Origin of the sequence: Flavobacterium limnophilum (assembly GCF_027111315.2) — a bacterium.
Taxonomy (GTDB): Bacteria; Bacteroidota; Bacteroidia; order Flavobacteriales; family Flavobacteriaceae; genus Flavobacterium; species Flavobacterium limnophilum.
Genome location: NZ_CP114289.2, coordinates 1,023,426 through 1,035,476, shown reverse-complemented (window position 1 = coordinate 1,035,476; position 12,051 = coordinate 1,023,426). Strand labels below are relative to the sequence as shown.

At 38.3% G+C, this 12,051-nt stretch carries 10 protein-coding genes; 3 read left to right on the top strand and 7 right to left on the bottom strand.

Features of this window, described 5'->3' with window-relative positions; genetic code table 11:
• Positions 1-94 precede the first annotated feature (94 nt).
• From OZP13_RS04225 to OZP13_RS04195, 7 genes are all read right to left on the bottom strand, one after another.
• On the bottom strand, positions 95-328 hold the full coding sequence (locus tag OZP13_RS04225) for a DUF3820 family protein (RefSeq protein WP_269242548.1): 234 nt from the start codon (positions 326-328) through the stop codon (positions 95-97).
• Positions 329-584: 256 nt separating this feature from the next.
• Positions 585-986, bottom strand: coding sequence for an OsmC family protein (locus tag OZP13_RS04220; RefSeq protein WP_281298771.1), 402 nt, complete (start codon positions 984-986; stop codon positions 585-587).
• Between the two features lie 146 nt (positions 987-1,132).
• Positions 1,133-3,049 (bottom strand): LysM peptidoglycan-binding domain-containing protein, encoded by a 1,917-nt coding sequence (locus tag OZP13_RS04215; RefSeq protein ID WP_281298770.1) that lies wholly within the window; start codon positions 3,047-3,049, stop codon positions 1,133-1,135.
• Between the two features lie 79 nt (positions 3,050-3,128).
• Positions 3,129-5,003 (bottom strand): LysM peptidoglycan-binding domain-containing protein, encoded by a 1,875-nt coding sequence (locus OZP13_RS04210; protein WP_281298769.1) that lies wholly within the window; start codon positions 5,001-5,003, stop codon positions 3,129-3,131.
• Positions 5,004-5,063: 60 nt separating this feature from the next.
• Complete coding sequence (gene guaA, locus OZP13_RS04205) at positions 5,064-6,593, bottom strand: glutamine-hydrolyzing GMP synthase (protein WP_281298768.1); 1,530 nt, start codon at positions 6,591-6,593, stop codon at positions 5,064-5,066.
• A gap of 138 nt (positions 6,594-6,731) precedes the next feature.
• Complete coding sequence (locus OZP13_RS04200) at positions 6,732-7,457, bottom strand: hypothetical protein (protein ID WP_281298767.1); 726 nt, start codon at positions 7,455-7,457, stop codon at positions 6,732-6,734.
• Between the two features lie 336 nt (positions 7,458-7,793).
• Positions 7,794-8,390, bottom strand: a complete 597-nt coding sequence (locus OZP13_RS04195) for a hypothetical protein (RefSeq protein WP_281298766.1) — start codon at positions 8,388-8,390, stop codon at positions 7,794-7,796.
• A 473-nt stretch (positions 8,391-8,863) separates the two neighbouring features.
• Here OZP13_RS04195 and OZP13_RS04190 point away from each other — a divergent pair, with 473 nt between their 5' ends.
• From OZP13_RS04190 to OZP13_RS04180, 3 genes are all read left to right on the top strand, one after another.
• On the top strand, positions 8,864-9,250 hold the full coding sequence (locus OZP13_RS04190; RefSeq protein ID WP_269242536.1) for a RidA family protein: 387 nt from the start codon (positions 8,864-8,866) through the stop codon (positions 9,248-9,250).
• A gap of 159 nt (positions 9,251-9,409) precedes the next feature.
• Positions 9,410-10,678, top strand: coding sequence for a voltage-gated chloride channel family protein (locus tag OZP13_RS04185; RefSeq protein WP_281298765.1), 1,269 nt, complete (start codon positions 9,410-9,412; stop codon positions 10,676-10,678).
• A gap of 362 nt (positions 10,679-11,040) precedes the next feature.
• Positions 11,041-12,045 carry a DHH family phosphoesterase gene (locus tag OZP13_RS04180; protein ID WP_281298764.1) on the top strand — a complete coding sequence of 335 codons (1,005 nt, stop codon included), beginning with the start codon at positions 11,041-11,043 and terminating at the stop codon, positions 12,043-12,045.
• Positions 12,046-12,051 lie beyond the last annotated feature (6 nt).

Sequence of the window (12,051 nt, the reverse complement as noted above, 5' to 3'; positions counted from 1 at the left end):
GATTTCTCCTTCGTCGAAATGACTAATTAACATGCCTTTCTTAAAAAAGAATTCCCCAATTTTCAAATTTGAAAATTGGGGAATTCTTTTTATATCAAATTGGTTTTGGATATCTTTTTCGAATATTGCGAATCAACTCTTCGAGGCCGTTGAGTTTTAATTCGTAAACCAATTGCAGTTGCTGTCCCAATTCTCCTTTCGGAAAACCTTTGTTGGAGTACCAAACCACATAATACTCGGGCAAATCAATGAGATATTTGCCTTCATATTTACCAAAAGGCATTTTGGTGTGCGCCAGTTTGATGAGTTGTTTAGGGTCTTGTTCCATAATTGAAGTGGGAAGTGGGAAGTGGGAAGTGGGAAGTTAGAAGTTAGAAGTTAGAAGTTAGAAGTGGGAAGTAAGTAAGTCGAAAGTTTAAATGTCGTAAAGTCAAAAGGAGCAAAATTTCAAATAGTATTTAAAATCAATCTGTTGCGTCATTTTGTCTAATTTTAAAATACGACATTATACAATAGTTGTTACTTAGTAGGGATAAATATTTTTTTCTAACTTCTTCCCGCTTCTAACTTCCCACTTCTTTCTTTTATTTCCAATTAAAACTAATCCTCTTCTCGATTTCGGTATTCAAACTCAAGAAAACTGGACAAGTCATTGCAGTCCTTTCGAGAATGGTTTTGGTTTTCTCGTCAGTGGCAAGGTTTATGTCAAAAACAATTTCGATGGCGCTGATGCGTCTGGGTTCGGCTTGCATAATTTTGGTCACTGCTGCTGTTGAACCCGTGAAATCTACATTCAAATCTCTTGCCTTGATTCCCATAACGGTCATCATGCAACTGGCCAATGCATTGGCCACGGTGTCTGTTGGCGAAAAAGCCTCGCCTTTTCCGTTGTTGTCCAATGGTGCATCGGAGATGATTTCGCTACCGGATTGTATGTGTATGGACGATGTTCTTAAATCTCCTAAATAAGTTACTTTTGAGGTCATAATTTATTGTTATCTATTTTATAATTCTCAACGGATTAAAATCCGTTGCTACAATATGAATCGTTCCTATGGAACTTTTACGTGTTTATTTTTATTGATTTCTGCTCAAACAACTGAATACTAAAAACTGATTACTGAACACTAGCTTAATTCGCTTCTTTTATCGTTAAATCAGTGTCGTAATACAGGATATAAACACCTTTATTGGTGTAGCCTCCGCCCTCTTTTTTGTAATATTCAAACTTGTTGTCCACTTGCTCCGTGGCAACGGCATCGGCGGTTTCCTGATAGGTTTTGTCTTGCGACAAACGCATCATGGTGTCAAAAATCACGTCGAAACCACGAGTGGCAAAATTACTCGGGAAAATCTTGTTTTTCTTTCTGTATTCCTTATCAAAAATCAAGGCTTCGGGAGATTCGTTTTCGCGGGTTACCGAAGGATACATCAATTTTAATTTGGTCAAATTCACGAAATTAATTTCATCCGTGTCCAAGGTTTCGTTCGGTTCCAAAATCACCAACTGCATTTTGTAATTGGCCATGGCACTCATCATCGTGCTCATCGTCCATTTTATCATGACCGTGTTGGCCGTTTCCATGACCACATAATTTATTTTGTCTTTAACGAACAAGCTTTTCAAACCATCAACAGACAAACTTCCGTTTTCTTGTAGAGGCGCAAATTGTACGTCTTTTTGGTTTTCACGAATATACTGTCTAACCGATTCCTTTTTCTTGTCTACCACCGCAATGATATTGCCTCCTTTGGCTCTCATGTAATCAAACATGGCAGCCTTTAAAGTTTCGTTTGTTGGAATCGTTTGGTACAAATTAGGATAGGCATTTCCTAAATCTTTTGACAAAGGGGAAATTACCGGAACATTGTTTTTGCCTACTAACTCTGCCATTTTCTCCACGTTATTTTGATAAAAAGGACCAATTATGGCATCGGCAGTTTCTAGATTATTTTCTTGATTAATGCTGGAAATATTCGAACTGTTTTTGGTTTCTTGAGAATCAAAAATTTTAATGTCAACTGGAATTCCCAGTGTTTTGGCAGAATCGATGGCCATCAAGGCACCGGAGTAAAAATCCAGAGTCATGTTCAGGAACTTGTCTTTTTTCAAGCGAGACGCAGTTGAATTTATGGTGTCGCTTTCTATTTTCGACAAATTGAAAGGCAACAACAAAACCAGTTTTTTTCTATCGGTAGTTTTTTTCGACAAAGAGGTATAGACTTTCTTGGTTTCGGGTGTCATTGCAGCTGTTGACGGCACTTTCAAGACCATCCCCACTTCGACACCATTGGCCAAAGCCGGATTCAATTGGATGAATTCCTCTTGACTCAAACCAGACGATTTGGACAAACTGTACAAAGTCTCTTTGGGTTTCACCTCGTAATCCACATAACGGATGGCTGGAGCAACTTTGGGAACAATGGGTTTTGGAGTTTCTTTTGGAGTGGCAACCGTTACACCTTTATCCGTTTTTGGAGCAGTCCCTTTGATCAACAATTGGTATCCTATTGGCAGATTAGGAATAATTTCAGGGTTTCGTTTTTCCAATTCTTCGATGGTAATTCCATATTTTTTGGCAATGGAAAACTTGGTTTCCTTTGGAAGTACTTCGTGATAAACGGGTTTCTCCGGTATTGAAGCTACAGTTTTCGAACCCGTATTCGAAGGGATAACAAGTGTTTGTCCGATTTGCAATCCTAATTTCTCCAAATCGGGATTGGCTTTTTTCAAGGCTTCGTCTGAAACACCATATTTTTTTTCGATGGCAAACAAAGTCTCTTTGGGTGCTACTTTATGCGTTTTGGCTTGAACAGTTGCTTTTGAAGTAGCCGATTTTTTAGGAATCAGCAAAACGCTGTTGGGCTTCAAACCACTTTGGGCATCGGGATTTAATTTATAAATATCATAAGGGGTGACATTGTATTTTTGTGCAATTTGGGCTACTGTTTCGCCTTTTTCAACCTTGTGCGTACTATTTTTTTCTTGTGAAAAACCATTGAAAGAAAAAACCAAAATAGCCAAACAAACCGTTATAAAATATTTCATTGTAGGTAAATAAATTAATTTTTTGGGGTAAATTTAATATTCAAATTTGGAAAGAACCGTTAAGGATTTGCCAAATAAATTATTCATTTTCAATTTTGACAATAAACATTTTATCATAAAGAAATTGGCCACTTTTTTGTTTGTATTCTTCAATTACTTCTTCTTTTGTCTTATAATAGTTGGTATAAACGTAATAAACCAGTGCATTTACATTAAAAAAGAAACTCGAATTGAGTTCGCCTGAATCGATTAATTGCATAATAAAATGATCTCTTTCCGAAGCTTCTTTATAACTGTCTATCACAAGATAATAGCCGTTGTTTACTGCTTTGAGATTGTTGCAGGTTTCAATTCTGGGTTCAACATATTTTATTTTTTCTTTCGATGGGGTTGAATCCAGTTCTGTGTTCATTTTTGCTTTGGATTGGGATGCTTCTGCTTTTGTTTTATATCTTTCTAGTTTGACCAATGCCACTTTATCGTCAAAATCTCTGGCTTCCTGGGTATAAAAAACCGCTTTACTAATATGTCTTTTTATCTCTACCTTCTTTTGACTGTCAATAGATTCGAGGATTTCCGTTATTTGATCGGTTAATTCATCCCTGCGCTTTTGTTCATAGGCCAATTTTTCCACCGTCATTTCTTTTATCTTGTCTGGTGTGGCATCGTCCATCGGTTTTGCATTGGCACTTTGATTTTCTCTGACTTTTTTCTTGTAGATTAAATTTTCGGCCACGACCATTTGCTCTGCTTTATTCATGAACCCTGTATAAACTTTTCTGTTTTCGGCCAATTCTTTTTTAAGTTCTGTTGACAGTTGGCTTGTTTTGGCAATATTGTCGTACGATATTTTTTCAAGTCTTTTGGAGTCCTCAATATTTGTAATTTCGGTGTTTTTGATGTCATCCAATTCTTCGTTCATCCTGTAAACCAACGAATCTAATTTGGAAATCAAAACATCCTGAATGTTTTTGTTGGCTTCCAATACCAGTTTTAATCTTTCTACGGAACCTTCTTTTGAAACATCAATTTGATCCAAATTGATTTGCAAGGAATTTATTTTCAGTACCTTTTGATTGATTTGTCGTTGTACATATAACTTGTCGGACAATTTTTCAATTTCAGCTTCCTTGGCTTTTGATTTTTCAACTACCACCTGCTTTTCGGCCAAGGCAATCATTAGCTCTTCGTTTTCATTGGTTGGCTTGACGGCTTGCACGTTGATGGCCAACTTATTGCCTTCAATCAATCCGTTTACAATTTCAGGATTTTGGGATTCTAATTGTGCCACCGAAATCCCAAATTGTTTGGCTATGGAATATTTCGTTTCTTTGGGCTTGACTACATGGAAAATAGTTTCGTCATTGATGACTCTCACTCTACCATCTAAAGTTTTCTTTTTGTTTGGGATTTTGATTTCCTGTCCGATTTGCAAACCGTCTTTCAGCAAATCTGAATTGGCTTTGTCTAAATCTTCAACGGATACATTATATTGTCTGGCAATGCTGAACAAAGACTCTTTTGCCTGAACTAGGTGGGTACTTTTTACACCAACTGTTTCTGTTTTTTGAATTGTAGCTTCAGGAATAAATAATTCCTCTCCTATTTGCATACCATTAGCAAGAGCTGCTGCATTCAAAGTTTGAATGGCTTCCACTTTTACTTTGTACTTGGTAGCCAAACCATACAAGGTTTCTTTGGGAGCTACAATATGGGCAATTGTATTTTTGGGTTGAGCAAGTCTTTCCGGAATATTCAGTATTTGGTTTTCGCTAATTCCGCCTTGCGCTTCTGGATTCAGTTTATAAATTTCAGCAGGAGTGGTTTTGTGATTTTGGGCGATTTGGGTTATGTTTTCGCCTTTTAGAACTTTGTGAGTTGTTGTAGCTTGCTGTCCGAAAGAGACATTAGAAATAAAAACAGTCAACAATAAAACGCTAAAAAAATATTTCATAAATAGAATTTAAAAAATTAAGTCGTTACAAATGTAACGACTTAATCTTAAAAAATAATATTATTCCCACTCAATTGTTGCTGGCGGTTTGGAGCTGATATCGTAAACTACACGATTCACCCCTTTTACTTTATTGATAATGTCGTTGGACACTTTCATCAAGAAATCATAAGGCAAATGCACCCAATCAGCGGTCATTCCATCCGTAGATTCCACGGCACGAAGCGCCACCACTTTTTCGTAGGTACGCTCATCGCCCATTACTCCAACGCTGTTTACGGGAAGTAAAATCGCTCCGGCTTGCCAAACTTTATCGTATAATCCCCAAGATTTCAATCCGTCGATAAAAACTTTATCCACGTCTTGCAAGATTTGCACTTTTTCCAAGGTAATGTCTCCCAAAATACGAATCGACAATCCAGGTCCCGGGAAAGGATGTCTTCCCAATAATTCAGGGTCAATTCCTAAAGTTGCTCCCACTCTACGCACTTCGTCCTTGAAAAGCATGCGCAAAGGCTCCACCACTTTCAATTTCATGTAATCTGGCAAACCTCCCACATTATGGTGTGATTTGATGGTTGCCGATGGTCCTTTTACCGAAACCGATTCGATTACGTCAGGATATATTGTTCCCTGTGCCAACCAAGTAACGTCTTCTATGCGGTGTGACTCAACGTCAAAAACCTCGATAAAAGCATTACCAATGGCTTTTCTTTTTAATTCTGGATCGGTAACTCCTGCCAAGGCATCATAAAAACGTTGGGAAGCATCCACTCCTTTCACGTTCAAGCCCATTCCTTCGTATTGATCCAAAACAGATTGGAACTCATTCTTGCGAAGCAATCCGTTGTTCACGAAAATACAATACAAGTTTTTTCCAATGGCTTTGTTCAATAAAACCGCTGCCACTGTCGAATCTACTCCTCCTGAAAGTCCCAAAACCACTTTGTCGTTTCCGATTTTCTCCTTCATTTCGGCCACGATTTCTTCAACGAAAGCACCTGGCGTGAAATTTTGGGGAACATGGGCAATTTTCACCAAGAAATTCTCCAACATTTTGGATCCATCCGTGGAATGGAAAACTTCGGGATGGTATTGAATGGCATAAGTCGTTTCGCCTTCAATTTTGTAAGCGGCAAATTCCACGTCGTGCGTGCTGGCCAGTTTCACTCCATTGGTTGGCAAAGCCTTGATGCTGTCGCTATGACTCATCCAAACTTGGCTGTTTTCGGAAACACCTTCGAAGAAAATTTCTTCTTCTTTAATATAGGACAAATTGGCTCTTCCGTATTCTCTTGTATTGGATGCGGCAACTTCTCCCCCACTGAAATGGGCTAAATATTGCGCTCCGTAACAAACGGCAAGCATGGGTAGTTTTCCTCTAATTTGGGATAAATCCGGGTGTGGTGCATCTTCTCCTCTAACAGAAAAAGGGCTTCCACCAAGAATTACCGCTTTATAACTTGATAAATCACTCGGAAAATGATTGTAAGGGAAAATTTCGCAGAAAATATTTAATTCGCGAACTCTTCGAGCAATAAGCTGTGTGTATTGCGATCCGAAATCTAAAATAAGTACGTTGTGTTGCATTCGGCAAAAATACTTTATATAATTGGGATTGAAAAATCGAAATTTGAAAAATTTGTAACTATTTAGAAATTAGCCTTTAGTTTCTTTTTTTAGTGATTGACTTTCATTGGTCATTATTTGGAAATAGATTTCTGCCAATCACTCCTTCATAACAATTAATTTGATTCTGGTTCCCAGTGCCAAATTATTCCAATATTCATTGGTCATCGGTTTTCCTGCATCATCAACCACGTGAATTTCTGCCGTGTTTCCGCCAGAAGTTCCTTGGCTTGCCACAACAAACTCAATATTATTGATTCCCAATACCAAAGGAATTTTAAATTCGTCCAATTGAGAATACAAGTACAGTTGAGATTGTATTAACTTGTCATTCAAATAGACATTAATCAAATCGCCGTCAATTTGGATATAATCCCTGTACTTCACTACCAAAAATTCAGATTTGGTTTTATAATCACCCAAATATCTATCTTTTCTATCCAATGAACTACTATCTTCCTTCAACCCTTCCCTAACCATTGTTTTATCCAAATCCTTGGCCATTTTGCTTTGATAAACATCGCCCAGCTTATGCTCGAATTTATTTTTCATAACCATCGAAAAATGATTCTCGGGAGTACCTATCTCGAATGCATTGTTGGGTTTGGGTTTGGTGCCAAAAATATTCGTTTCCTTCAATACATTGGGAGCGACGATTTTTGGTATATTCAATTTAGGCAAATTGGTCGGCGGCTTGATGTCGCTTTTGGGCTTTGCTGTCGTGGTTTGAGGCTTGATGGGCCTGAATTTGGTGTTGAATTCAGCCTGTCCAAAGGCTTTTGAGGTAATACCAAGTATAAGAATAAAAAAAAGAATCTGCTTCATGTTGTTTCTCCTATTGATGAATCAATATTTAAAAAGTCCAAAAATAATGGAAATCAATTGTCAAAAGTCACAAAAATAACATAAAATAATTTTCAGGATTTTATTAATTGAATAGAAAAATTGAAGTTTAAATCCTATTCAATCTTATCCGTCAGTTCGAGTGATTTTTAAAGCCTAAAGAAATGGTTAATGAAACAAAAAAATGTAAAGCTTTAAAAATTGTATCGAGAACCTTATGATTAAAAAACTTCTCGATACAATTTTAAATAGTAAAGCTGTCGCATTACTATTTAAAATCACTCGAAGCGACGAAGGAGAATTACTAAAGAGAAACTATTATTCTTTAACCAATATAATGGTGGCTTTATAGCCCGTGCCCACATTCCACTGGCTGGAGGAAACAACAACTCCCAAATCGTCAAAAACCTGGAGTTCCGCCGTATTGGGCGATGCAAAACCTTCATTCAAGGCTTCAAAATCAATCCTGTTGATGCCTTTTTCCAATTTGATCTTGAATCCCTTGAAATCTCCATCCATGACAACTTCGGGTTCAATTACTTTACCGTTCAAATACACTTTTATCTTGTCGCCATCCACAAAAGCGGCGTCACGATACCGTATGGTCGAGGTAAAGGTCTTGATTTTGAAACTACCCAAATATTGATTTCGTCTATAGAAAACACCTTCCGAATTATCTTCTTTTTTATACAGATTGCTGTCCTTGAAAAGAGCATCGGGATTGACCTGCAAGGAATCCGGTTTTTTCACGACAGCAGGCGGCGTAATTTTTGGCGAAACGACTTTTGGAGGAATGACTTCTTTCGTTTTCGATTTTTTGGCTGGAATGGGCTTGAACTTGACATCAAATTCTTTCTGTGCATAGCCAGTTAAAGACATGCATACTACAAAAACAAAAAACACTATTCTTTTCATGACATTTACATAATAGGTTAATCAGTGCAATTACATTTAAAACAAAAAGTCCAAAACCATAAAATGGTATAATTAAACGCTACGGGCGCACGACAAATTGAACTTTTCCGAAAAATCAATTAGTTGTTCTCTGGAAAACAAACACAATCAATTTGGTTAGTCACGCTGAAAGCGTCTCAACAAACTAGAGCAACTTAATTGGGACGCTTGCAGCGTGACAAATAGCAAGAAACACAGCAAAAATTTTTTAAAATGCAATTTGTCGTGCAACCAAACGCTACTTATATAACATCCAATTATAAAATTTATTACATTTTGAAGAATTAAGTGGCTCTAAAACCAATTCCAGTCATTTAATCTTTTAGAATTAAAAATTTACGCGATTTCTTTCCAAATTTTTATAAATTGCGGCACTGAAACAAACACAAGAGTTGAAAACCAACTCTCTAAAAATCAACACAAAAACAATTAAAATGAAAAGAGAAAACATCTTGACAGGTTCTCCATGGGAAGACAAAATGGGTTATTGTCGTGCGGTTCGCATTGGAAATATCATTGAAGTATCGGGAACCGTGGCCATTGTGGACGGTGAAAAAGTAAAAGCCGACGATGCTTATGCCCAAACCCTGAACATTTTGGAAAGAATAGAAAAAGTATTGGAAGACCTTAATGTAGGAATGAAAGACGTGATTCGTACCCGCATTTTCACCACCGACATAACTTCTTTTGAGGATGTTGCCAAAGCACATGCCACTTTTTTCAAAGACATCAAACCAGCAACCGGTTTCTATGAAGTGAGCAAATTGGTAGCTCCTGAATATTTGGTGGAAATAGAATTTACGGCTGTAGCTGCTGAATAATATTAATATTGTCATTGCGAGGAACGAAGCAATCACTACAATTTTGTCATTCCGAAGGAATCTCAACAAACAAGAACCATAAAAGAGATTCCTGCGGAATGACAAATAACCTTATTTCATTCTAGTAAAAAGAGCAATCTAATTAAAGTACTGCATTTAATGAACCTAAAAAAAATCCTTCTTCTCTCCCTCAAATGGATTTTCATTTGTGTTTTGACAGGCATTCTTTCAGGTTCGGCTTCGGCCTTTTTTTTGGTGTCGTTGGAATGGGTTACCCAATTCAGGGAACACAACAATTGGATTATTTGGCTGTTGCCAATGGGCGGACTATACATAGGATGGCTGTACCATCAATATGGGGCAACTGTCGTGAAAGGCAATAACTTGTTGCTGGAAGAATACGAAAATCCACAAAAAACCATTCCTTTCAAAATGGCTCCGATGGTGTTGGCCAGCACTTTAATCACCCATCTTTTTGGAGGTTCGGCTGGTCGCGAAGGCACGGCCGTACAAATGGGCGGAGCAATCGCCGACCAATTTTCTAGACTGTCATCTCGAGCGCAGTCGAGAGATAAACTGGACAATTCCGACAGAAAAACACTCATTATTCTGGGAATCAGTGCAGGTTTCGCATCTGTTTTTGGCACACCATTGGCTGGAGCCTTGTTTGCCTTGGAAGTTTTGTATTTCAGCAAAATCAGCCTCAAAAGCAGCGTACTTTCCTTTTTGGTGGCTTATGTTGCCTATTTTACCGTCGAGTTTTGGCAAGTAAAACACACGCATTACCAAATTCCGGTCGTGCCCGAAATGTCGCTGCAAATTATGCCTTGGATCATTGTGGCGAGTATTGCATTCGGGTTGGCAGCCATGCTTTTTTCCAGAACAACCCATTTTTGGGGAAGACTATTTGCAAAAACAATAGAATATCCGCCCTTGCGCCCGTTTGTGGGAGGATTAGTTTTGGTTATCGCCATTTATCTTATGGGAACCACGAAATACATTGGTTTGGGAGTTCCCGGCATCGTCGATTCATTCTCGAATCCAAATCAATCCCATGATTTTTTGTTAAAAACACTGTTTACCGGATTCACGTTGGGTGCCGGATTTAAAGGCGGCGAAGTTACTCCGTTATTCTTTGTTGGCGCCACCTTGGGAAGCGCCTTGTCACTGGTCATTCCTTTGCCGATCGCCCTTTTGGCAGGAATGGGATTCGTGGCCGTATTTTCGGGAGCCACCCACACTCCTATTGCCTGTACCGTTATGGGAATGGAACTTTTTGGCATTGAAAGTGGCGTTTACATTGGCATTGCTTGCGTGCTGGCTTATTTTGCTTCCGGTTCCATCGGAATTTATCATTCGCAAATTGTAAAAGGAGCAAAATACCGCTTCTACCAACGCTTTAAAAGAAAAGATTTGGAAGATTTTTAGTTTTTTAAAAGTTTGTTAAATCTATAATTGTTCAGGGCGTTCGCTTTTAAAAAAGAAAAAAAAATTAGCCACGAATTACACCAATTGTCACTAATTTTTATCAAATTTGAAATCGAATTGCACGAATTTTATCTGTTTTTAAGAATTCGTGGAATTAAAATCTAGTTGTAATTCGTGTTTATTCGTGTAATTCGTGGCAAAAATTTTAAAAGCGAATGCCCTGATAATTGTTTCGAAGATTACACTAAAAAAATGTAAATTCGCAAACTATGAAATCGCCACTAACAAGAAGTTTGCCTAAGCAAACACCAATAATAAAAGGCGATACCATATGTGACCGCTGAAAAATATAATTTACACATATGAAAGAACAAGACATTCAAGCCATACAGCAGTTGTTGGCAACTCCAAAAAAGATTGCCATCATTCCGCATCGAAGCCCCGACGGCGACGCGATGGGTTCAACCCTCGGATTATACCACTTTTTATTAAAAAACAACCACCATCCCGTTGTGGTTTCCCCAAACGAATTTCCCGACTTTTTGGCTTGGATGCCAGGCTCGGAAACCGTCAAGATATTCGAAAAAGACAAAAAAAACTGCACTAAAGTCCTGGAAGAATCCGAACTGGTTTTCACGCTGGATTTTAATGCCTTGCACCGCGTGGGCGAAATGGAAAACGTGCTCGAAAAACTCAGCGTTCCTTTCGTGATGATTGACCACCATCAATCGCCGGATGATTATGCGGTGGTAACTTATTCGGATACCGCTTTTGGATCGACTTGCGAAATGTTGTATAATTTTATTTGTTTCCTTGGCAAAAAAGCAGACATCGACAAAACCATGGCCACCTGCATCTATACCGGAATTTTGACCGATTCAGGTTCTTTTCGTTTTCCAAAAACAACCGGAACAACCCACAGGATCATTGCCGATTTGATTGACTTGGGTGTCGAAAACACGGAGATTCCGACCTTGCTTTACGACAACAGTTCCTATGGCAGATTGCAATTGCTGGGCAGGGCACTTCAAAACATGAAGGTTTTAGCCGACCATAAAACGGCTTACACCACTCTAACACAAGAAGAACTCGATACTTTCAACCACATAAAAGGCGACACCGAAGGCATCGTCAATTATGGATTAAGCATCAAGGGCATTGTTTTTACGGCTATTTTTATCGAAAATGCCGAAGAGAAAATCATCAAGATTTCTTTCCGTTCCCAAGGTGATTTCGACGTGAATCTTTTTGCAAGAGCACATTTTAACGGCGGTGGACATCGCAATGCTGCCGGAGGAAAATCGGAATTGTCGATGGAAGAAACCGTAAATAAATTTGAAGATTTGGTAACCAAACTAAAAATCTAAAACAGC

Coding starts and splice junctions, on each gene's coding strand:
- OZP13_RS04225 (WP_269242548.1), bottom strand. CDS start 328: ATGGAACAAGACCCTAAACAACTCATCAAACTGGCGCACACCAAAATG.
- OZP13_RS04220 (WP_281298771.1), bottom strand. CDS start 986: ATGACCTCAAAAGTAACTTATTTAGGAGATTTAAGAACATCGTCCATA.
- OZP13_RS04215 (WP_281298770.1), bottom strand. CDS start 3,049: ATGAAATATTTTATAACGGTTTGTTTGGCTATTTTGGTTTTTTCTTTC.
- OZP13_RS04210 (WP_281298769.1), bottom strand. CDS start 5,003: ATGAAATATTTTTTTAGCGTTTTATTGTTGACTGTTTTTATTTCTAAT.
- guaA (WP_281298768.1), bottom strand. CDS start 6,593: ATGCAACACAACGTACTTATTTTAGATTTCGGATCGCAATACACACAG.
- OZP13_RS04200 (WP_281298767.1), bottom strand. CDS start 7,457: ATGAAGCAGATTCTTTTTTTTATTCTTATACTTGGTATTACCTCAAAA.
- OZP13_RS04195 (WP_281298766.1), bottom strand. CDS start 8,390: ATGAAAAGAATAGTGTTTTTTGTTTTTGTAGTATGCATGTCTTTAACT.
- OZP13_RS04190 (WP_269242536.1), top strand. CDS start 8,864: ATGAAAAGAGAAAACATCTTGACAGGTTCTCCATGGGAAGACAAAATG.
- OZP13_RS04185 (WP_281298765.1), top strand. CDS start 9,410: ATGAACCTAAAAAAAATCCTTCTTCTCTCCCTCAAATGGATTTTCATT.
- OZP13_RS04180 (WP_281298764.1), top strand. CDS start 11,041: ATGAAAGAACAAGACATTCAAGCCATACAGCAGTTGTTGGCAACTCCA.